Below are 21,224 nucleotides of genomic sequence, written 5' to 3'. Positions count from 1 at the left end.
ACGGCAACGGTAGAATCACCTCGACACCGGGGAGATCAATGAAACAACTTGCATGGTTCTTTAAGTGGATACTTAAAGCAGCCATTTTTTTTACTCTTTTCGCCTTCGCGCTGAACAACCAGCACGACGTGACCGTGCACTTCTTCTTCGGCCAGCAATGGACGGCCCCGCTGGTTCTCGTGGTTCTGATTGCCTTCGCCATCGGACTCGTCATCGGTGTGCTGGGCATGGTGCCGCGCTGGTGGAAACACCGCCGCGACGCAACGCGCGCGCGCCAGGTTGCCGCAGTGCCCGCCGAAGCCGATAAACCGCCTGCCCCGCCGCCCTATGGAATTTGATCTGAGTTGGATACTGCTGGGGCTGTCCCTTGCCTTTGCGTTGGGCTGGATGGCCTCCCGGTTCGACGTGCGCCAGTTGCGCATGGAGAACCGCCAAGCCCCCAAAGCCTATTTCAAGGGTCTGAATTTCCTGCTCAACGAGCAGCAGGACCAGGCCATCGATGCGTTCATCGAGGCCGTCCAGAACGACCCGGACACCTCCGAGCTGCACTTCGCATTGGGCAACCTGTTTCGCCGCCGCGGTGAATACGAGCGCGCGGTGCGGGTCCATCAGCACCTGCTCTCGCGGGGTGACCTGAGCGAAGACGACCGCCACCGAGCCCAGCACGCGCTGGCGCTGGACTACCTGAAGGCCGGCCTGCTGGACCGCGCAGAAGAAGCCCTGATCAAGTTGGAAGGCACGCGCTTTGAAGCCCAGGCCCGATTGGCGCTGCTGGCCAACTACGAACGCTCGCGCGACTGGGAGCACGCGGCACAGGTGGCCCAGAAGCTGCAGACATCCGGCCAGGGCAGCTTTACCGGGCGCCTGTCCCACTACCTGTGCGAGCAGGCCGCAGCCTGCGTGGCAGCCCACGACATCCCGCAGGCCCAGGCGCATCTGCTCCAAGCCGTGCAGATTGCCCCTGAAGCACCCCGCCCGCGCATGGACCTGGCGCAGATCCAGAGCACGCTGGGCCAGCCCGCCCTGGCCTGCGACACGCTGGCCGATGCCATGGTCGCCGCACCCACCGCCATGGGCTTGATTGCAGCACCGCTAGCCCAGTACGCCATCGCGGCCCACCAGGGCCTGCGCACACTGGAGCAATTCAAGGCCGCCTATGCCCAGGCCCCGTCGCTGGACGTGCTCGACGCCATCGTGACACTGGAAGCCGCCAGCGGCGCACCCAGCGCCAGTGCCCGTGAGTGGTATGCGCGCCACCTGGAGCAAGAGCCTTCGCTGGTGGCAGCCGCCAAATGGATTGCCGGCGAGAAGCTTGAACACGAGCAGTTTCACCCCCAGGTGCAGCGGGCACTGGACCACGCCGTCAAACCCCTGACCCGCTACCGCTGCGCGGCCTGCGGCTTTGAAGCCAAGCTGCACTTCTGGCAATGCCCGGGCTGCCAGGCCTGGGACAGCTACCCGGCGCGGCGCGTAGAAGAGCTATGACCCCACACGTCAATTCCATGAAAATATCCCGAGAACAAATGGCGGCCGCGCGCGTGCTGGTCGTCGGCGACGTCATGCTGGACCGCTACTGGTACGGTGCGGTGGACCGCATCTCCCCCGAGGCCCCGGTACCCGTGGTGCGCATCACACGCGAAGAGGAACGCAACGGTGGCGCCGCCAACGTGGCCTACAACGTGGTGACCCTGGGCGCCCAGGCTTCCCTGCTGACCGTCGTAGGCGACGACGAAGCCAGCCACAAGCTTGAAGCCCTGGTTGCCAACACCGGCATCCAGACCCATTTCGGGCGCGATGCCGACCTCAAGACCACTGTCAAGCTGCGCGTCATCGGGCGCCAGCAGCAGCTGCTGCGGCTCGACTTTGAAAACACGCCCAAGAGCGAAATACTGGCTTCGCAGACGGCCGCGTTCGAGAACCTGCTGCCCCTGCACGACGCTGTGCTGTTTTCGGACTACGGCAAGGGCGGGCTGGCCCACATCACCGACATGATCGCGCGCGCGCGCGCCGCCGGCAAACCCATTCTGGTGGACCCCAAGGGAAGCGACTACACGCGCTACCAGAACGCCAGCGTCATCACCCCCAACCGCGCCGAGCTGCAGCAGGTCATCGGCAACTGGCGCGACGAAGACGACTTGCGCGCCAAAGTCCAGCAATTGCGCCAGCAGCTAAACCTGGAGGCCGTGCTGCTCACGCGCAGCGAAGAGGGCATGACCCTGTTTGACGCCCAGGGTGAACTGCATGTCAGCGCCCAGGCGCGCGAAGTGTTTGACGTCACCGGTGCCGGTGATACGGTCATCGCCACCATGGCGGCCCTGGTGGCGGCCGGCGTCAGCCTGCGCGATGCCGTCCCCATCGCCAACCAGGCCGGTGGCCTGGTCGTTGGCAAATTCGGCACCGCCACGGTAAGCTTTGACGAGCTGTTTGCCACCGCCTGACTGAAAAGAGAACACCATGACCCGCATCGTAGTAACCGGCGCCGCCGGCTTCATTGGCAGCAACATCATCAAGGGGCTCAACGCCCGCGGCATCGACGACATCATCGCCGTTGATGACCTCAAACAGGGCGACAAATTCCGCAACCTGGTCGATTTGCGCATCTCCGACTACGTGGACGTGGACACTTTCTACGACGCATTTGTCAACGGTGCGTACGGCCAGATCGAAGCGGTTTTCCACGAAGGCGCCTGCAGCGACACCATGGAGCAGGACGGCAAGTACATGATGGACAACAACTACACGCTGTCGTGCAACCTGTTCCACGCCTGCCAGAAGCGTGGCGCGCGCCTGCTCTATGCCTCCTCGGCCGCCACCTACGGCGGCTCGGAAACCTTCCGCGAAGACCCGGCCTTTGAGCGCCCCCTCAATGTCTACGGCTACTCCAAGCTGCTGTTTGACCAGCGCATGCGCCGCGAATGCGGGTCCGACTTCCAGCGCACCAAGGCGGGCAAGACCAACCAGGTCGTCGGCTTTCGCTACTTCAACGTCTACGGTCCCCACGAGCAGCACAAGGGCCGCATGGCCAGCGTGGCGTTCCACCAGTTCCACCAGTTTCAGGCCGAGGGCAAGGTCAAGCTGTTTGGCGAGTACGGTGGTTACGCTGCTGGCGGCCAAATGCGCGACTTCGTCTTCATCGACGACGTGGTGGCGGTGAATCTCTGGTTCTTCGACCATCCGGGCGAATCGGGCATCTTCAACCTGGGCACCGGTCGCGCGCAGCCGTTCAACGACGTCGCCCTCACCGTCGTCAACACCCTGCGCCAGCAGCGTGGCGAGGGCCCGCTCACGCTGGAACAGGCCGCATCGGCAGGCCTGATTGAGTACATCACCTTCCCCGACGCATTGCGCGGCAAATACCAGAGCTACACCCAGGCCGACCTCGGCGCCCTGCGCAGCGCCGGCTGCCAGCATGTGTTCGCCGATGTGCAAACCGGCGTGCGCCGCTACGTGCAGGCCCTGGCGGCGCAAGGCTGACCGGCGCAATTCCGGGTTTACCCTGACGGCATGGCAGATGCCGAACCGTTATCCAGTGGACACCAGAGCCCTGGTGTCACTGGTCCGAGTTCATCGCCTACCCTGAAGGAACCAACCCATGTTGAAAAAAATCCTGGCCATCGTGGCCATGCTGTACGCCGCCGCCGCCTTTGCCGCCGTCGACGTCAACAAAGCCACTGCCGCCGAGCTCGACGGCATCAAGGGCATTGGCCCGGCCATCTCCACCAAGATCCTGGATGAGCGTAAAAAAGGGAGTTTCAAGGACTGGAACGACTTCATTGAACGCGTCAAGGGCGTGGGCGAAGGCAACGCCGCCAAGTTTTCCGCCGAAGGCCTGACGGTCAACGGCGCCGGCTTCAAGGACGCTGCCGCAGCCCCCGCCGCCAAGAAGGAAGAGAAAGACTCCAAAGCTGAAGCCAAAATGAAGGCTGAAGAAGCGAAAAAAGCCAAGGCAGATGCCAAAGCCGAAGCGCCCAAGCCCGCCGCCAGCGCCGCCAAGAAGTAATCTCCCGGCCTCCCTCCAAAAACCCGCTGCGGCGGGTTTTTTTCATGCCCCCCGCCGCCCGCCAGGATGGCACGTCGGCGACGGTCGGCCCCGCGCCTTGCGGCTACGCTTGCAGCGCGCGGCGACACTTGCCATCCCATGACCCCACAACACAAGGAGACTCCCCCATGAACACCAGCGAACTTTTCACCCTCAAAGGCCGCACCGCCCTGGTCACTGGCGGCTCGCGCGGCATTGGCCGCATGATTGCCGCTGGCTTTCTGGCCCAGGGCGCCACGGTCTACATCACCGCGCGCAAGGCGGCTGCCTGTGATCAGACGGCCCAGGAATTGTCGGCACTGGGCAAATGCGTATCCCTGCCGGTTGACGTGTCCACGGTGGAGGGTGCCAAGGCCCTGGCTGCCGCTTACGGCCGGCACGAGACCTCGCTCGACATCCTGGTCAACAACGCCGGCGCTGCCTGGGGCGCGCCCTTCGATGAATTTCCCGAATCGGGCTGGGACAAGGTGGTTGACCTCAACCTCAAGACCCCCTTCTTCCTGACCCAGGCCCTGGCCGGCCTGCTGCGCACGGCGGCGGCCGCCAATGGAGGAGCCCGGCCGGCCAAGGTCATCAACATTGCGTCCATTGACGGGGTATCGGTAAACCCCATGGAAACCTACTCCTATGCGGCCAGCAAAGCCGGCCTGATCCACATGACGCGGCGCATGGCGCTGCGGCTGATCCAGGACAACATCGTGGTCAGCGCCATCGCGCCCGGAGCCTTTGCGTCGGACATGAACAAGCTCGCACGCGACCATGCCGAAGAGGTGTCGCACCACATCCCGGCCGGGCGCATCGGGACCGATGAGGACATGGCCGGCGCGGCCATCTACCTGGCCTCGCGCGCCGGCGACTATGTCGTGGGGTCCACGCTGGTGGTCGATGGCGGGGTCACGCACGCGCGTTCGTAACCCGGCAAATGGCCCGGCAAAAGATGGCAAACTAGGGCCATGTTGTCTGTGATTGCAATTTGCGTGGGCGCCAGCGTGGGCGCACTGGCCCGTTGGGGCCTGGGGCTGTGGCTGAGCCCCGGAGGCGTCATCCCCTGGGGCACCCTGGTGGCCAATCTGGTGGGCGGCTATCTCATCGGCATGTGCGTTGCCGTGTTCCAGGCCCTGCCCCAGCTCGACCCAGTGTGGCGTCTGGCCCTGGTTACAGGCTTTCTAGGAGGGCTTACCACCTTCTCCAGCTTCAGCGCCGAGGTGGTCAGCATGCTGCTGCAGCAACGCTACGCGCTGGCACTGGGCACGGCCAGCCTGCACGTCATGGGTTCCCTGCTGATGACGGCGGCCGGCATCTGGACCGTCCACCAGTTGCCCCCCCTGCAATAGCAGCGGGTACCGGCCCTGCCCGCTGGCACCACGCAAACCGCCACGCCTGCCGCACACAGGTAAGGTCCTGCCGATGTTCAAACGCCTGTTGACCGCCGCCTTCAACGCCACGCTGGCCCCGGTGCTGGCGTTGCTGCTGATCTTCGAAGAATGGGGTTGGGAGCCGCTCGCGCGCCTGATGACCCGGCTGGCCCGCCTGCCGCTGTGGGCCCACATGGAGGCATGGATTGCACGCCTGCCGCCCTATGCCGCGCTGGTGGTGTTTGCCGTCCCGATGCTGCTGCTGTTCCCCATCAAACTGCTGGCGCTCTACGCCATCAGCCAGGGCCACGCCCTGCTGGGCCTGCTGGTGGTGCTGGCGGCCAAGGTGCTGGGCACGGCCGGCGTGGCGCGTCTGTTCACGCTGACGCAGCCCGCGCTGATGCGCCTGGCATGGTTTGCCCGGCTTTATGCGCGCTGGAAACCCTGGAAGGACAACCTAATGCAGCGCTTCAGAGCCACTGCGGCGTGGCGCGCCGTTGCCGGCATGGTCCACACCGTGCGTGCCCGTGCACGCCAGCGGCTGCGCGCGCTGCGCCACTGGCTGGGCCGCTAGCACCCCCGCGCTTCTCACGCATACCCGACCAAGGCTACCGGCTTGGCCAGCCCCACGCCGGCCTCGCCGTGGTGCAGTTTGAACACCGACACGGCACCCCGCAGGTGCTTGACCTCTTCGGCCAGACTCATGGCGCCGGCCGCCGACTCTTCCACCATGGCGGCATTCTGCTGCGTGGCCTGGTCGATGCCTCCCATGGCCGCGCTGATGAGGCCGATGCCTTCATGCTGCTCCTGCGCCGCCACGCGAATCTGGTCGATGACGGCCGACACCTGCCCCACGCTGCGCACAATTTCCTGCATGGTCTGCCCGGCGCTTTCCACCAGCACCGAGCCCTCGCGCACCTGGTCGACTGATGCATCGATGATCGACTTGATTTCCCGGGCCGCGTCGGCTGAGCGCCCGGCCAGGCTGCGCACCTCACTGGCCACCACCGCAAAGCCCCGCCCCTGCTCCCCGGCACGGGCCGCTTCCACCGCCGCGTTGAGCGCCAAAATATTGGTCTGGAAGGCAATGCTGTCAATCACGCCGATGATGTCGGCAATTTTTTGCGATGAGGTGTTGATGGCGTGCATGGTGTCCACCACCCGCGCCACCACATCCCCTCCGCGAACGGCTACCTGCGTTGCATTTGCGGCCGTTCCGACGGCCTGGGTAGCCGAATCGGCCGTGTGCTTCACCGCCAGCGACAGCCGGTCGATGGACGAGGTTGTTTTTTGCAGGGCAATGGCGGCGCTCTCGGTGCGCTCCGACAGGTCGTTGTTGGCGCTGGCGATCTCGCTGGTATTGCTGTTGACCACCTCCACGCCCGAGCGCACCTGTGCCACCAGATGGGTGAGGGACTGGTGCATGCGCCCCAGATCCCGCTTGACGTCCGCCAGCTCGTCCTTGCCGCTGCTGTGCACACCTACACTCAGGTCCCCCAGTCCCCAGGCATCCGCCGTCACCTGCAGATCCCGGATCGGCACCAGGATGGACCGGACAATGGCCAGCACCAGCAGGGTTGCCATCACCGACACCAGCGCCGTGGCCGCCACCACCAGCCAGGGCGCCTGCCCCGCGGTGATGGCCAATGCGCTGCGCCGTGCGTTGGCCCGCGCGGAGATGGTGTCGGACACCTCCACCAGTGCCTTGTCGGTCTGGTCGATGTAGGTCTTGAGCGGCTCCATGGCCTTGTTGGCAGCCCAGGGGTCATTCAACTCCCCCCGCTCCAGATGACCCAGGATGTCCTTGAACCCCTTGGCATAGCCGTCGATTCCGGTGAGCATGTCCTGCAGCCGGGCAGCTTCGGCGGGGTGAGCCAGGTCCTGGGCATGGGTAATGGCCTTGCGGATCGCGACGATCTCGCCGTTCCACAAGCCGGTATAGCGTTCGGTCTGGGCTTCATCGCCCATGTTCAGGAACACGTCCTTCTCGTAACGGCGCGCGTTCCCGATGGCAAAGCGGACATCGCTGACCGCGCGTACCGATTCAAACTCCCCGTCGATAAAGGCCGTGGCCCGGTCGGCCTCCCGCTTGATGGTGAGCGAGGCGAATGCCCCCAGCCCCACCAGGGCAACCACCGAGAAGACCAGCAGCAACATCAGCCGCGAACGGATACGCAAATTGGCAAGTAGTGTCATGGCGTGATGTTGCCAAACGCATATGACAAAACGGCTACAAAACCAAGACAGCGTTGTCGCACTCCACCGGAAGGCAGTGGCCCACCCCGCTGCGGCGGGCGACGGACTCCCGGGGCGCGGCTACCAGCCTGTCAAGCGGCGCGTGCCCGAGGTGCCAACAGCTCGGCAAAGCGCTGTGCAATGGACGCCTGGATGCCCGGCGCGTCCAGCCCCTGCAGGGCCAGCAGCTTGGCCGGATCACCGTGCTCAATGAACACGTCTGGCAGCCCCAGCTGCAGCACCGGCAACAGCACCCCAGCGGCATGCAGCGCTTCGGTCACCGCGCTGCCGGCGCCGCCCATGGTGGCACCCTCTTCCACCGTAACGAGCGCCTGGTGATTGGCGGCCACCTGCAGCAGCAAGGCGGTATCCAGCGGCTTGGCCCAGCGCATATTGACCACCGTGGCGCCCAGCGCCTCGGCCGCCTGCAAAGCCGGGTGCAGCAGGGTTCCAAAGGCCAGGATGGCAATGCCGCTGCCCTGGCGACGGATCTCGCCCTTGCCAAAAGGCAGGCCTCGCAGGCCGGGCTGCACCGCCACTCCGGCGCCAGCGCCACGTGGGTAGCGCACGGCCACCGGGTGGTCCTGCTCGTACGCGGTGCACAGCAACTGGCGGCACTCGTTCTCGTCGGACGGACAGGCCACGCTGACGTTGGGAATGCAGCGCAGGAACGGGATGTCGTAGGCGCCGGCGTGGGTGGCGCCGTCAGCCCCCACCAGGCCGGCGCGGTCCAGCGCAAACACCACCGGCAGGTTCTGGATGGCGACGTCGTGGATGAGCTGGTCGTAGGCGCGCTGCAGGAAGGTGGAGTAAATGGCCACCACGGGCTTGAGCCCCTCGGCCGCCAGACCGGCGGCAAAGGTCACCGCGTGCTGCTCGGCAATGCCGACGTCGAAGTAGCGCGCAGGAAAGCGCTGCTCGAATTCGACCATGCCCGAGCCCTCGCGCATGGCCGGGGTGATGCCCACCAGCCGCTTGTCGTGCTCCGCCATGTCGCACAGCCACTGGCCGAACACCTGAGTGAACGTCGTCTTGGGCGCCACGGCAGGCTTTTGCAGGCCCACGCTGGGATCGAACTTGCCGGGGCCGTGGTAGGCCACGGGGTCGGCCTCGGCCAGCTTGTAACCCTGGCCTTTCTTGGTGACCACATGCAGGAACTGCGGGCCCTTGAGCTGCTTGATGTTTTCCAGCGTGGGGATCAGTGAGTCCAGGTCGTGCCCATCGATGGGGCCGATGTAGTTGAAACCGAATTTCTCGAACAGCGTGGCCGGCACCACCATGCCCTTGGCCTGCTGCTCCAGGCGCTTGGCCAGCTCCAGCAGGGGCGGTGCATTCTTCAGCACGCTGCGGCCCACGTTCTTGGCTGCGGCGTAGAACTGCCCGCTCATCAGCTGCGCCAGGTAGCGGTTGAGCGCGCCCACGGGCGGGCTGATGCTCATGTCGTTGTCGTTGAGGATGACCAGCAGGTTGCAGTCGGCCACGCCCGCGTTGTTCAACGCCTCGAAGGCCATGCCGGCCGTCATGGCGCCGTCGCCGATGATAGCCACCGCGTGGCGTTCCTCGCCCTGGATGCGCGCGGCCAGCGCCATGCCCAGCGCGGCGGAGATGGAGGTACTGGAGTGCGCCGTGCCGAAGGTGTCGAACTCGCTTTCCGCGCGTTGCGGAAACCCGGAGAGCCCCCCCAGCTGGCGCAGCGTGGCCATGCGGGCACGCCGTCCGGTGAGGATCTTGTGCGGATAGGTCTGGTGGCCCACATCCCACACCAGCCGGTCCTGCGGGGTGTTGAACACATAGTGCAGGGCCACGGTAAGTTCCACGGTGCCGAGGTTGGAACTCAGGTGCCCACCGGTCTTGGCCACGCTGTCGAGCAGGTAGGCACGCAACTCGTCGGTCAGCTCGCGCAACTGGTCTCGCGGAACCTGGCGCAGGTCGGCCGGGTCGTTGATGGTCTCCAGCAGGGGGTACAGATTTTTCGGCATATGCTATTGTTTCAGTAGCTGCTTGCGCATATTCATAAGGGGCTAGCGGCTCATTTGATTCAAATTTTCACCTGCATCAGCAGACGCGGTTCACCACCATGTCGGCCAGTGCACGCAAGGCCTGCGTGTGGGGCAGTCCGCTGCGGTCCAACGCCGTCAGGGCCTGGTCCAGCAGGCGTCGAGCATAGGCCTGGCTGGCCGGCAGGCCCATGAGGGAGACGTAGGTGGGCTTGTCGTTGCTGGCGTCCTTGCCGGCCGTTTTGCCCAGGGTGGCCGAATCGGCGGTCACATCCAGAATGTCGTCCACCACCTGGAAGGCCAGGCCGATGGCCGAGCCGTAGGACTCCAGAGCCGCCAGGACCCGCGCATCCGGCGTCCCGCAGCGGGCCCCCATCATCACACTGCCCTGCAACAGCGCACCGGTCTTGAGCTCGTGCATCTCGCGCAACTGGCGCTCGGTCAGGGGCAGACCCACGCTTGCCAGGTCGATGGCCTGACCACCCGCCATGCCAGCGCTGCCCGCGGCACGGGCCAGCAGGCCGCACAGGCGCGCCTGCGTGGCCTCGGGAACCGAGCCATCCAGCGGCGTGAGCAATTCAAACGCCAGGGCCTGCAAAGCGTCACCGGCCAGCAGGGCGCTGGCCTCGCCGAACTGCACGTGCACCGTGGGTTTGCCCCGACGCAGCACGTCGTTGTCCATGCAGGGCATGTCGTCATGCACCAGCGAGTAAGCGTGAATCAGCTCCACCGCGCAGGCCGCCCGCATGGCAGCGTGCGCGGCACCGGTGTCCGCGGGGTCGCAGACCGCCTCATGGGTGGCCAGCACCAGCAACGGGCGCAGGCGCTTGCCGCCATCCAGCACGGCGTAGCGCATGGCCTCCACCAGTGCCGCAGGCGCGCCATGGTCCAGCCCTTGCGGCGCCTCGGCGGTGACCCAGCGGCCCAGCGCCTGTTCGACCTGCGCCAGGCGCACGCGGCTCCAGGCGTCCAGATTGAACGCGGCAACGGGGGTATCGGGGAAAGCGGTGGCGGCGCTCATTGGGGCTTCCAGGCCTTGAGCGTGCCTTCGTCCAGCACCTTGATCTGGTCTTCCACGGCTTGCAGGCGGTCACGGCAGAACTGCAGCAGCTGCGCCCCGCGCTGGTAGCCGCTCAGCAGCTGGTCCAGCGGCATCTCGCCCGATTCCAGGCGCGCCACCAGCTGCTCCAGCTCCGCCATGGCGGCCTCGTAGGTGGCAGGGATTACGGCAGGGGCGGCGGCGTTCGACGCGGCAGGGGAAGTGGCACTGGCCTTGGGCATGAAAATGGGCGGAAAACAGTAAACCGCGATTTTAGGCGTTCTGGCTGGAAATTCGCCCCCCGGGTACAATCAGCGTCCCGGCAGCTCTCGAGGTAGCTGCCCTCCAAGCCCCTCTTTGAGGGGTTTTTTGTCTCTTTTGAGGACCGAGTTGTGCAAAAATTGTGCAAGACCTTCCCTGCCCCAGGTAGCGAACCGCCTGCAAACGTCATTCCCATGCAGCCTTCCCGCGCTACTGCCGTTGGCAACACCCAGTTACCCGTTTCGAGCTACTTTGACCCGGCGCTGTATGCCCGCGAGATGCAAGGCATCTTCCAGCAGGGGCCCCGTTACGTCGGGCACGCCCTGAGCGTCCCCAATATCGGCGACTACTACGCCCTGCCCCAAGAGCAGGAAGGCCGGGCGCTGGTGCGCAACGCCAGCGGGGTGGAACTGGTGTCCAACGTGTGCCGCCACCGGCAGGCCGTCATGCTCAAGGGCCGTGGCAACCTCAGCCAGAACGGCGGGGGCAACATCGTGTGCCCCATCCACCGGTGGACCTACAGCGCCGCCCCCTCGGGCGAGCACCCGACCGGCACCCTGATCGGCGCGCCCCATTTCGACCACGACCCCTGCCTGAACCTCAACAACTACAAGCTGCGCGAGTGGAACGGCCTGCTGTTCGAGGACAACGGCCGCGACATCGCCGCCGACCTGGCTGGCATGGGCCCGCGCGCCGCGCTGGCATTTGACGGTTTTGTGCTCGACCATGTGGAACTGCACGAGTGCAACTACAACTGGAAGACCTTCATCGAGGTCTATCTGGAGGACTACCACGTCGGCCCCTTCCACCCCGGACTGGGCCAGTTCGTCACCTGCGACGACCTGCGCTGGGAGTTCAAGGACAACTACTCGGTGCAGACCGTGGGCGTGGCCAAGGGGCTGGCGGCCGCGCAGGCCGGTGGCGGCTCCGAGGTCTACAAGCGCTGGCACCAGGCGCTGCTGGCCTACCGCGCCGGCAAGGCCCCCACCTTTGGCGCCATCTGGCTCACCTACTACCCCCACATCATGGTGGAGGCCTACCCGCACGTGCTGACGGTCTCGACCCTGCACCCCATGGGACCGAACAAGACCATGAACATGGTGGAGTTCTACTACCCCGAGGAAATCGCGGCCTTCGAGCGCGAGTTTGTCGAGGCCCAGCGCGCCGCCTACATGGAAACCTGCATCGAGGACGACGAGATCGGCGAGCGCATGGACGCCGGGCGTGCCGCCCTGCTGGCACGCGGTGACAACGAAGTGGGCCCCTACCAGAGCCCCATGGAAGACGGCATGGAGCATTTCCACGCCTGGTACCGCCGCCAACTAGGGCTCTGATGCAGGCCCTGTGGATGGTCCTGGCTTCGTTCTTCTTTGCCACCATGGCGGTGGGCATCAAGTTCGCCTCGGCCAGCTTTGGCACCTCCGAGTTGGTGTTCTACCGCGGGCTGGTCAGCGTCGCATTCATGGCGCTGGTGGTGCGCGCCCGCGGCGCGCGCCTGCGCACCCCGGTGCCCATGATGCACCTGTGGCGCAGCACCATCGGCGTGCTGTCGCTGAGCACCTGGTTCTACGCCATTGCCCACCTGCCGCTGGCCACCGCCATGACCCTGAACTACATGAGCGGCGTGTGGGTGGCTGCCTTCATCGTCGGGGGCGCCCTGCTGTACGGAGCGCCCCAGAAACAGGGGCCGCTGCTGGGCACCGTGCTGCTGGGCTTTGTCGGCGTGGTGATGACCCTGCGCCCCACCATCGACCAGAACCAGCTCTTTGCCGGCGTCATTGGCCTGCTCTCGGGCATGGGCGCGGCACTGGCCTATCTCCAGGTCACAGCCCTGGGCAAGGCCGGCGAGCCGGAGGAACGCACGGTGTTCTATTTTTCGGTGGGCACCACCCTGGTGGGCGCCGTGGGCGCGCTGTTCACCGGCCTGACCCCATGGTCCTCGGTCAGCTGGCAGTCCGCCGCCTGGGTCATTCCGATTGGCGTGCTGGCCTCGCTGGGCCAGTGGTGCATGACCCGCGCCTACAGCCACGGCGCCACGCTGGTGGTGGCCAGCATGCAGTACACCGGCATTGTGTTCGCCGCCATCTTCAGCCTGACCCTGTTCGGTGACCACATTGCCCCCATCGGCTGGGCCGGCATTGCGGTCATCGTCTCCAGCGGCGTGCTGGCCACGGTGCTGCGCTCGCGCGCGTTGCCCGACACCCCCGCGGAAGAACACTGAGAGGCCCGCCATGTACACCACGCTCATCTCCGCCACCGAATTGCAGGCTTTGCTCGCCAGCGGCCAGCCCTGCCGGGTGTTTGACTGCAGCTTTGACCTGATGCAACCCGCCGCGGGTGCAGCCATGTACGCCCAGGCCCACATTCCCGGCGCGGTGTATGCCCACCTCGACCAGCACCTGAGCGCCCCCAAGGACCCGGCCACCGGCAAGCCGGTGCCCGGCACCGCCGCCTCGGGTGGCCGTCACCCCCTGCCCACCCGCGAAGCCTTCGCCGCCTGGCTCGGCTCCGTGGGCCTGGACAACACCCTGCAGGCCGTGGTCTACGACCGCCAGGGAGCCAATTACTGCGGACGCCTGTGGTGGATGCTGAAATGGGCTGGCCATGCCAACGTGGCCGTACTCGATGGCGGTCTGCAAGCCTGGCAGGCGGCGGGCGGTGCGCTTGCCAGCGGACCCCAAGGCGCTTTTTCAGCAAGAAATTACGCTCTAAGGCCCGAACTGCTTGCGTTGACAGCTACCAAAACCATAGCGGAGAACTTGGGCCGCGCTGGCCAGACCGTGCTCGATGCGCGGGGCGCACCGCGCTTTCGCGGCGAGGTGGAGCCGCTGGACCCCATTGCCGGCCACATTCCCGGAGCCCTCAACCGCCCGTTTACCGACAACCTGGGGGCGGACGGCCGCTTCAAACCGGCGGCGCAGCTCAAAGCCGAGTTCCTCGCGCTGCTGGGCGAGCGCGACCCGGCCACCGTGGTGCACCACTGCGGCAGCGGCGTCAGTGCCGTGCCCAACATCCTCGCCATGGAAGTCGCCGGGCTGGGCCCTACCGCGCTGTATGCCGGCAGCTGGAGCGAGTGGAGCAATACGCCAGGCCTACCGGTGGCGCAGGGCTGACCGCGGACTGCAGGCGCAAGCCCCGGGGCCACTGCAGCGGCCGCGCCGCCGGGTCGATTGGCCAGGCGCGGAAAATCAGGCGTGCTTTCCGCCGAGCCCCAGATAGCTCGCGATGACGCGGGGATCGTTCGCCAGTTCGGCGCTGGGGCCACTAAGCGAAATTTCGCCGTTTTCCAGCACGTAGGCATAGTCCGAAACCTGCAGGGCGGCGCGCGCGTTCTGTTCCACCAGCAGAATGGAAACACCGCTGCTCTTGAGCGCCGCAACAATGCGGAAGATGTCCTTGATGATCAGCGGCGCCAGGCCCAGACTCGGCTCGTCCAGCATCAGCAGCTTGGGCTTGGCCATGAGGGCGCGCCCCATGGCCAGCATCTGGCGCTCGCCGCCGGACAACGTGCCAGCACTCTGCTCGCGGCGGCGCAGCAGAATCGGAAACAGGCTGAATACGTGGTCCATCGTCTCCAGATGGTCGCGATGGCCGCCCCGGTAACGGTCGAAGGCGCCCAGCAGCAAATTGTCTTCGACGCTCATCTCGGCGAACAGCTCGCGTTTCTCCGGAACCAGCGTCATGCCTTGGCGCACGCGGTGCTCGACAGCGTGCTCGGCACCCAGCCGCTCGCCACAATAGGCCACCTCGCCCCGTGTCGGCAACAGGCCCATCAAGGCGGTCAGCAGGGTTGTCTTGCCGGCGCCATTGGGACCGATGACCGTCACGATATCGCCCTGACGAATGGTCAGATCGATATGCTGCAGGGCCTCGACCTTGCCGTAGCGGACCGACAGGTCGTGCACCTCCAGCAAGGGTGGGTTCAGAGTTGAATCGCGCGTTTCCACTATGCCACCCCGCCAAGATAGGCTTCCAGCACCGCAGGGTTGCGCTGCACTTCCTCGGGCCGCCCTTCGGCGAGCTTCTCGCCAAACTCCATGACGACCACACGGTCGGCCAGGCCCATCACAAAATCCATGTCGTGCTCGACCAGAAGAATGCCCATCCCCTCAGCACGCAGGCGGCGCAGCAGTGCGGCCAGCGTCTGCTTTTCCAGGTAGCGCAAGCCGGCGGCCGGCTCGTCGAGCAGCAGCAGGCTGGGGTCGGCGGCCAGTGCGCGGGCAATCTCGACCAGGCGCTGCTTGCCCAGCGGCAGGCTGCCTGCTGCGTCGTTCTCGTGTCCGCCCAGGCCGCAGCGCTCGATCTGCAGGGCTGCCTCATGCAGCAGACTGGCCTCTTCGGCGCGCTCGGTGCGGAAAGCGGCATGCAGGAAATTTTTCCGCCCGCGCATGTGCGCGCCGATGGCGACGTTCTCCAGCACGCTCATCGTCGGCAGCAAGCGCACGTGCTGGAAGGTCCGGCTCATGCCCCGGCGGGCGATTTCACGCGCGCCCAAGGCCTGGACCGCCTCGCCCAGAAAATGGACTTCGCCGGAACTGACCGGGTCAACCCCGGAAATGGCATTGAACAGCGTGCTTTTGCCGGCGCCGTTCGGCCCGATCAGGGCCATCACCTCCCCGCTGGAAACGCAGAGATTCATGCGGTTGTTGGCCACCAGCCCGCCGAAACGCTTGCTGGCGTCCTTCACTTCCAGCAAGAGGGTCCCTGCCACCGGTGGCTGGCGGCGCGCCAGGGCAGCGCCGGCGAAGGTGGCCCGGGAGGCCGGGCGCTGCGGCCACCAGCCCAGGATGATCGGCCACAAACCGTCGCGCGCCCGCTGCAGCATGACGATCATCAGCACGCCAAAGACAATGACCTCGAAGTTGCCGCTTTGCCCGAGCAGTTGCGGCAGCCAGTCCTGCAGCCACTGCTTGAGCAGCGTGATCAGGCCGGCGCCGAGCAGCGCACCCCAGACATTGGCCACGCCACCGATGACCGCCATGAACAGGTATTCGATGCCCTGCGCCAGGGAAAAGGGCGTCGGATTGACGAAGCGCTGCAGGTGCGCATACAACCAGCCGGAGATGCAGGCAAAAAGCGCCGCAATCGTGAAAATGACGATCTTCGAGCGCGGCGTGTTGACCCCCATCGCCTCGGCCATCAGCGTGCCGCCCTTGAGCGCGCGTATCGCCCGGCCTTCGCGCGAATCGAGCAGGTTGCGGGTGGCCAGCATGGCCCCCATGACAACCATCCAGATCAGGTAGTAGAACTGCTGGGGCGACTTCAATTCGATACCGAAGAAATCGAGCACGGGAATGCCGCTGATACCGGTATGCCCGCCCAGCCATTCGATATTGCCGAACAGGAAATAGAGGCTGATGCCCCAGGCAATGGTGCCCAGCGGCAGGAAGTGCCCCGACAGGCGCAAGGTGATGAACCCCAGGGCTAGCGCCACGAACAGGGTGATCAACAGCCCCGCGCACAGTGCCAGCCACGGCGAAACGCCGTGCGCCGTGCTCAGGTAGGCCGTGGTGTAGGCACCCAGGCCGACAAATGCCGCCTGGCCGAAGGAGGTCAGGCCGCCGACGCCGGTCAGCAGCACCAGGCCCAGGGCCACCAGCGCCGACAGGCCGATGTAGTCCAGCAGTGTCACGGAAAACTCGGACACGCACAACGGCGCAAGCGCCAGCACGACGATGAAAAGGGCCACCGGAAGATGGCGCAGATAGGCCCGCTTCATTCTTCGTCCTCGGTCACGCGGGTATTGAGCGAACGCCACAGCAGCACCGGAATGATCAGCGTGAAGACGATCACCTCCTTGAAGGCGCTGGCATAAAACGACGAATACGACTCCAGCAGGCCAACCAGAACGGCACCGGCAGCGGCTACAGGGTAGCTCGCCAGACCACCAACGATGGCCCCCACGAAGCCCTTCAGACCGATGAGGAATCCGGAGTCGTAATAGATGGTCGTGATCGGTGCGATCAGAACGCCGGAGAACGCGCCGATGGCGGCCGCCAACGTAAATGACCACCGTCCGGCCACGGTCGCCGAAATGCCCAGCAGGCGGGCACCGGTGCGGTTCATCGCCGTGGCACGCAAGGCCTTGCCGTAGATCGTGCGCTCAAAGAAGAAATACAGGGCACAGATCAACGCGGCGCTCACCGCGACGACGAGGATCGTCTGCCCCTGCAACAGGGTGTCGCCTATTTCAAAACTGACATCCGTGAACGGCGCCGTGCGCGAGCCCTCGGCGCCGAAGAAAAGAAGGCCAAAACCGGTCAGCGTGACGTGCACGGCAATCGAGACAATCAGCAGCACCAGGACCGAGGCCTCGGCAATCGGCTGATAGGCCAGCCGGTAGACCATCGGTCCCAGCGGCACAACCAGCAGCAGCGCCAGAACCACCTGCACAGCCAGCGGCAGGGTCGCCAGCGGCACGGCAAACAGCAGTCCGGCCAGCAGCAGCGGCACGCCGCAATTGAACAGCAGGAGCACCGGGATGCGCTGCAACTGGCGCGCACGCAGCGCAGTGGCGACCTCGACGAGCGCGGTGACCGCACCCAGACCGATCAGCAACCAGAGCGTTCCTGGCAACTTGCCGGCCTGCAGGCTGGCCAGACTGAGCGCGCCAAAGGCCACGAATTCGCCCTGCGGGATAAAAATGACGCGTGTGACCGCGAACACCAGAACCAGCGCCAGAGCCAGGAGCGCATAGATGGCACCATTGGTGATGCCATCCTGTCCGAGTAACAGGGCAATCTGCAAATCCATCAGAACCAAAACCTCAGCACAGCGGCAATGAGCCGGACATTCCTTGCCGCATTCGCACCCTCGTTACTGCGCAGCGCTTACTTGATCAGCTTCCAGGTGCCGCCTTCGATCTTGACCATCACGCGGGCGCGCTGGTCAAAACCCTGGTGGTCCTGGGCGCTGAGGTTGAAAACGCCATGCGCGGCAGACAGGTTGCGGGTGTTTTCCAGCGCTTCACGCAATGCGGCACGGAACTCCTTGGTTCCCGGCTGCACCTTCTTGCCCAGGGCACGCGGAATGGCGTTTTGCAGCAGCAGGCCCGCGTCCCAGGCATGGGCGCCGAACGAGCTGACCGAGCCCTTGCCGTACGCGGCCTCGTATTTGGCAACGTAGTCCAGACCCGCCTTCTTGTTGGGATAACCATCAGGCAACTGGGAAGCCACCACAACCGGCCCGATCGGCAGGAAGGTGCCCTCGACGTCCTTGCCACCGACGCGCAGGAAGTCGGGGTTGGCAATGCCGTGCGTCTGGTAGATCAGACCCTTGTATCCTTTTTCCTTCAGCGTCTTCTCGGGCAGCACGCCCGGCGTTCCGGCGGCGGCAATGAGGACCGCGTCGGGCTTGGCGGCAAGAATCTTCAGGATCTGGCCGGACACGGAGGTGTCGTTGCGCTGGTAGCGCTCACTGGCAACAATCCGCAGTTTGCGGACTTCGGCGATTTTGGCGAATTCCTTGAACCAGCCCTCGCCATAGGCATCCGCAAAGCCGATGAAGCCGACGGTCTGCGCGTTCTGGCTGTTCATGTGCTCCACAATGGCCGTTGCCATGTGGGCATCGTTTTGGGCCGATTTGAAAACCCAGGCCCGCTTGCTGTCCATCGGCTCGACAACGATGGCCGAACCGGCCAGCGAAATCATGGGCGTCTCGGCCTCGGCAGCCACATCCATCATGGCCAGGGAGTTCGGCGTGGTGCTCGAACCGATAACCACATCGACCTTGTTTTCGCTGATCAGCTTCTTGATGTTCTTCACTGCCGCCGTGGTGTCGGTGGCATCGTCCAGAACAATGTAGTTGACCTTTTGCCCGCCAATGGTCTTCGGGAACAGGGCAACGGTGTTCTTTTGCGGAATGCCGAGCGAGGCCGCCGGCCCCGTGGCCGATACCGATACGCCGACATTGATGTCGGCCCAGGCCAGACTGACCGACAAGGCGGACAGGGCAGTGACGATAAGCGATTTGTTGAATTTCTTGAACATGGATTGTCTCCGGCACACCTGTTGTTGCGTAACGGATCATGATACCAAACGCGGTGGTGATTCCCCCGCAACAAGGCCAGCCATCCAGAATTCCCGAGCCGGCACCGGGTCCAACGGGCGCGCTTGCTGCGGGGATGGCCGGGATATGTAAAATCATCCCTCCTGCTTTCGACCGTGCATTTCAACAAGGACTTTCAAATGAGACAAAAAATTTTCACGGCTTCTTTGCTTTCTCTTGCCTTGGCTGCCACCTTCAGCACCAGCGCCAGTGCAGCAGACATCCGGATCGGTGTAGCCGAGGCCCTGTCGGGCGGCGCCGCGCAGTACGGCGTTGCCATCCGCAACGGCTTCCAGCTCGCGGCCGATGAAATCAATGCCGCCGGCGGCATCAACGGCAACAAGCTGCAGCTGATCGTCGAAGACGAACAAGGCAAAAAAGAAGAAGCCATCAACGTCTTCAAGAAACTGATTTTTCAGGACAAGGTGCTGATGGTGTTCGGCCCCACGCTGTCGAACTCGGCACAGGCCGCCGACCCGATTGCCCAAGCCGCCAAGACCGTGGCCTTTGGTACGTCCAACACAGCCGACGGCATCACCTCCATCGGTGACTACGTGTTCCGCAATTCGGTGACTGAAGCCGACGTGCTGCCCGAGACCATCAAGATGGCAGTCAAGAAGTCCGGCATCAAGAAAGTGGCCGTGCTGTATGGCAACGACGACGTGTTCACCAAGAGCGGCTACGACAACTTCAAGAAGGCGCTCGAAGACCTGAAGATCCCCGTCACGACAACCGAAACCTTCGCCAAGGGCGACGTGGACTTCAAGGCCCAGCTGACGAAGATCAAGGCCAGCAACCCCGATGCCATCGTGCTGTCGGCCCTGCTGGCTGAAGGCGCACCCATCATGGTGCAAGCCCGCCAAGTGGGCCTGAACGTGCCCATCATCGGCGGCAACGGCATGAACTCGGTCAAGGTGTTCGAACTGGCCAAGGGCAAGTCGGACGGCCTGTACGTGGGCAGCCCCTGGTCGATCGAGAACCAGGCTGATGCCAACCGCAAGTTCGTGGTCGCCTACACCTCCCGGTTCAAGACGGCGCCCGACCAGTTCGCGGCCCAGTCCTATGACGCCATGAACATCGCCGCCCAGGCCCTGCGCAAGATCAAGCTCAGCGGCGACCTGGCAGCCGATCGCACCGCACTGCGTGAAGCCCTGCCGGCCGTGAAACACGTGGGTGCGACCGGCGCCTTCAGCTTCCGCCGCGCCAACGACAGAGCCGGCAAGCCAGCCGGTTACGACGCCCAGCAGACCGCCATCGTCAGCGTGACACGCGGCGACAAGTTCTCGATCGAGAAGTAAGACTGAAACGCGCGGCCCCGCCACCCCTGTGGCGGGGCCGCGCGCTTGTGTAAAGAACAAAATGCTTGAACAACAGCTCGTCAATGCCTTGTCACTCGGGTGCGTCTACGCCCTGTTTGCACTCGGCTTCACCCTCATCTTCGGGGTCCTGGGCGTCATAAACCTGTCCCATGGCGCGATTTTCATGGTCGGTGCCTATGCCGCAGAGCAAGCCGTCGTGCGCTTTGCCTTGCCGCTCTGGGGCGCGCTGCTGTTTGCATTTGTGTTTTGCGGCCTGCTCGGGCTGGCCGTTGATGTGCTGGTACTGCGGCCGTTGCGTGCCCGCAATGCCCCCCACCTGATTCCCATGATTGCCACGATCGGCGTGGCCATCATTCTCAACAACAGCGTCCAGGGCATTTTTGGCGCCGAAAGCCTGCGCTTTCCGCCCGGCCTCGTGCCCGAAGATCTCTTGATGTTCGGCGGCCTGCAGCTGACGGCGCTGGAGTTGGGCATCATTTTCCTGTCCTTTGCACTGATGGCCGCTCTGCTGCTGGCCCTGAAGAAAACCCAGTTCGGCCGGGCCCTGCGCGCCATTGCCGAATCCCCCAAAGCGGCCTATCTGGTCGGCATCAACGTCGAGGGGCTTTTCTTCTTCACGTCTTTTGCCGCCGCCGGTCTGGGCGGCGTGGCCGGCGTGCTCATTGGCCTGTATTCGAATGCCCTGTTTCCGCTCATGGGCCAACCCATGCTGCACAAGGGCATTGCGGTGATCATCCTGGGCGGCATGGGCGATATCCGCGGCGCACTGATAGGCGGCCTGTTCCTGGGCTTTGCCGAGGTGCTGTCGGTTGCCTACATTGGCTCCAGCATGCGGGACGCAGTCGCCTTCGGCCTGCTCTTTCTCATCCTGCTGGTGCGACCCAAGGGCCTGTTCGGTCGGCTGCAAGAACGCAAGGTCTGACATGCAATTTC

General features: G+C 64.8%; 21 protein-coding genes. 13 read left to right on the top strand and 8 right to left on the bottom strand.

The genetic code is table 11. The annotated features are described in order from the left end of the window. Positions 1–38: 38 nt before the first annotated feature. The 8 genes from AC1Q5W_RS10365 (at position 39) to AC1Q5W_RS10330 (ending at position 5,968) form a co-directional block, all read left to right on the top strand. Positions 39–338, top strand: a complete 300-nt coding sequence (locus tag AC1Q5W_RS10365) for a LapA family protein (protein WP_492645544.1) — start codon at positions 39–41, stop codon at positions 336–338. Then, on the top strand, positions 328–1,485 hold the full coding sequence (gene lapB, locus AC1Q5W_RS10360; RefSeq protein ID WP_492645543.1) for a lipopolysaccharide assembly protein LapB: 1,158 nt from the start codon (positions 328–330) through the stop codon (positions 1,483–1,485). The genes AC1Q5W_RS10365 and lapB overlap by 11 nt, the downstream gene beginning before the upstream one ends. 17 nt (positions 1,486–1,502) lie before the next feature. Beyond that, positions 1,503–2,438: a D-glycero-beta-D-manno-heptose-7-phosphate kinase gene (gene rfaE1 / locus AC1Q5W_RS10355; protein WP_492645542.1), complete on the top strand. Its 936-nt coding sequence runs from the start codon at positions 1,503–1,505 to the stop codon at positions 2,436–2,438. 16 nt (positions 2,439–2,454) lie between these two features. Continuing rightward, positions 2,455–3,474, top strand: coding sequence for an ADP-glyceromanno-heptose 6-epimerase (gene rfaD / locus AC1Q5W_RS10350; RefSeq protein ID WP_492645541.1), 1,020 nt, complete (start codon positions 2,455–2,457; stop codon positions 3,472–3,474). A 118-nt stretch (positions 3,475–3,592) separates the two neighbouring features. After that, positions 3,593–4,000, top strand: coding sequence for a ComEA family DNA-binding protein (locus AC1Q5W_RS10345; protein WP_492645540.1), 408 nt, complete (start codon positions 3,593–3,595; stop codon positions 3,998–4,000). 167 nt (positions 4,001–4,167) lie between these two features. Next, complete coding sequence (locus AC1Q5W_RS10340) at positions 4,168–4,953, top strand: SDR family oxidoreductase (protein WP_492645539.1); 786 nt, start codon at positions 4,168–4,170, stop codon at positions 4,951–4,953. 39 nt (positions 4,954–4,992) lie between these two features. Continuing rightward, positions 4,993–5,373 carry a fluoride efflux transporter CrcB gene (crcB, locus tag AC1Q5W_RS10335; RefSeq protein WP_492645538.1) on the top strand — a complete coding sequence of 127 codons (381 nt, stop codon included), beginning with the start codon at positions 4,993–4,995 and terminating at the stop codon, positions 5,371–5,373. A 73-nt stretch (positions 5,374–5,446) separates the two neighbouring features. Beyond that, entirely contained in the window at positions 5,447–5,968 is a 522-nt protein-coding gene (locus AC1Q5W_RS10330) for a hypothetical protein (RefSeq protein WP_492645537.1), read from the top strand. A 14-nt stretch (positions 5,969–5,982) separates the two neighbouring features. Here the strand turns inward: AC1Q5W_RS10330 and AC1Q5W_RS10325 are convergent, their stop codons facing one another. The 4 genes from AC1Q5W_RS10325 to AC1Q5W_RS10310 all read right to left on the bottom strand — a co-directional run bounded on the left by AC1Q5W_RS10325 (position 5,983) and on the right by AC1Q5W_RS10310 (position 10,907). Next, entirely contained in the window at positions 5,983–7,590 is a 1,608-nt protein-coding gene (locus AC1Q5W_RS10325) for a methyl-accepting chemotaxis protein (RefSeq protein WP_492645536.1), read from the bottom strand. Positions 7,591–7,721: 131 nt separating this feature from the next. Continuing rightward, entirely contained in the window at positions 7,722–9,608 is a 1,887-nt protein-coding gene (gene dxs, locus AC1Q5W_RS10320) for a 1-deoxy-D-xylulose-5-phosphate synthase (RefSeq protein WP_492645535.1), read from the bottom strand. Between the two features lie 76 nt (positions 9,609–9,684). After that, on the bottom strand, positions 9,685–10,647 hold the full coding sequence (locus AC1Q5W_RS10315) for a polyprenyl synthetase family protein (protein WP_492645534.1): 963 nt from the start codon (positions 10,645–10,647) through the stop codon (positions 9,685–9,687). Further along, entirely contained in the window at positions 10,644–10,907 is a 264-nt protein-coding gene (locus tag AC1Q5W_RS10310; RefSeq protein ID WP_492645533.1) for an exodeoxyribonuclease VII small subunit, read from the bottom strand. Before AC1Q5W_RS10310 ends, AC1Q5W_RS10315 begins: the two co-directional genes overlap by 4 nt. A 213-nt stretch (positions 10,908–11,120) precedes the next feature. Here AC1Q5W_RS10310 and AC1Q5W_RS10305 point away from each other — a divergent pair, with 213 nt between their 5' ends. Genes AC1Q5W_RS10305 through AC1Q5W_RS10295 form a run of 3 tightly spaced genes read left to right on the top strand, consistent with a single transcriptional unit; the run spans position 11,121 to position 14,039 of the window. Beyond that, on the top strand, positions 11,121–12,260 hold the full coding sequence (locus tag AC1Q5W_RS10305) for an aromatic ring-hydroxylating oxygenase subunit alpha (protein ID WP_492645532.1): 1,140 nt from the start codon (positions 11,121–11,123) through the stop codon (positions 12,258–12,260). Further along, complete coding sequence (locus AC1Q5W_RS10300; protein WP_492645531.1) at positions 12,260–13,147, top strand: DMT family transporter; 888 nt, start codon at positions 12,260–12,262, stop codon at positions 13,145–13,147. The genes AC1Q5W_RS10305 and AC1Q5W_RS10300 overlap by 1 nt, the downstream gene beginning before the upstream one ends. A gap of 10 nt (positions 13,148–13,157) precedes the next feature. Further along, positions 13,158–14,039, top strand: a complete 882-nt coding sequence (locus tag AC1Q5W_RS10295; protein WP_492645530.1) for a sulfurtransferase — start codon at positions 13,158–13,160, stop codon at positions 14,037–14,039. 75 nt (positions 14,040–14,114) lie between these two features. Here AC1Q5W_RS10295 and AC1Q5W_RS10290 read toward each other — a convergent pair whose 3' ends face one another. From AC1Q5W_RS10290 to AC1Q5W_RS10275, 4 genes are all read right to left on the bottom strand, one after another. Further along, the gene (locus tag AC1Q5W_RS10290; RefSeq protein ID WP_492646172.1) at positions 14,115–14,852 is read right to left on the bottom strand and encodes an ABC transporter ATP-binding protein; all 738 of its coding nucleotides are present in this window, start codon (positions 14,850–14,852) and stop codon (positions 14,115–14,117) included. A gap of 20 nt (positions 14,853–14,872) precedes the next feature. Continuing rightward, positions 14,873–16,645 carry a branched-chain amino acid ABC transporter ATP-binding protein/permease gene (locus AC1Q5W_RS10285; protein ID WP_492645529.1) on the bottom strand — a complete coding sequence of 591 codons (1,773 nt, stop codon included), beginning with the start codon at positions 16,643–16,645 and terminating at the stop codon, positions 14,873–14,875. Then, positions 16,642–17,679 carry a branched-chain amino acid ABC transporter permease gene (locus AC1Q5W_RS10280; protein WP_492645528.1) on the bottom strand — a complete coding sequence of 346 codons (1,038 nt, stop codon included), beginning with the start codon at positions 17,677–17,679 and terminating at the stop codon, positions 16,642–16,644. Before AC1Q5W_RS10280 ends, AC1Q5W_RS10285 begins: the two co-directional genes overlap by 4 nt. 77 nt (positions 17,680–17,756) lie before the next feature. After that, positions 17,757–18,914, bottom strand: a complete 1,158-nt coding sequence (locus AC1Q5W_RS10275; RefSeq protein ID WP_492645527.1) for an ABC transporter substrate-binding protein — start codon at positions 18,912–18,914, stop codon at positions 17,757–17,759. Positions 18,915–19,112: 198 nt separating this feature from the next. Here AC1Q5W_RS10275 and AC1Q5W_RS10270 point away from each other — a divergent pair, with 198 nt between their 5' ends. Both AC1Q5W_RS10270 and AC1Q5W_RS10265 read left to right on the top strand, forming a co-directional pair. After that, the gene (locus tag AC1Q5W_RS10270; protein ID WP_492645526.1) at positions 19,113–20,270 is read left to right on the top strand and encodes an ABC transporter substrate-binding protein; all 1,158 of its coding nucleotides are present in this window, start codon (positions 19,113–19,115) and stop codon (positions 20,268–20,270) included. 61 nt (positions 20,271–20,331) lie between these two features. Then, positions 20,332–21,213, top strand: coding sequence for a branched-chain amino acid ABC transporter permease (locus tag AC1Q5W_RS10265; RefSeq protein ID WP_492645525.1), 882 nt, complete (start codon positions 20,332–20,334; stop codon positions 21,211–21,213). Positions 21,214–21,224: the final 11 nt, after the last annotated feature.

It is taken from the genome of Rhodoferax sp. MLSD5-FHT05B10, from assembly GCF_058793415.1.
Note: the sequence above shows the minus strand (reverse complement) of the source record. Positions and strands in the feature narration are given on the sequence as shown.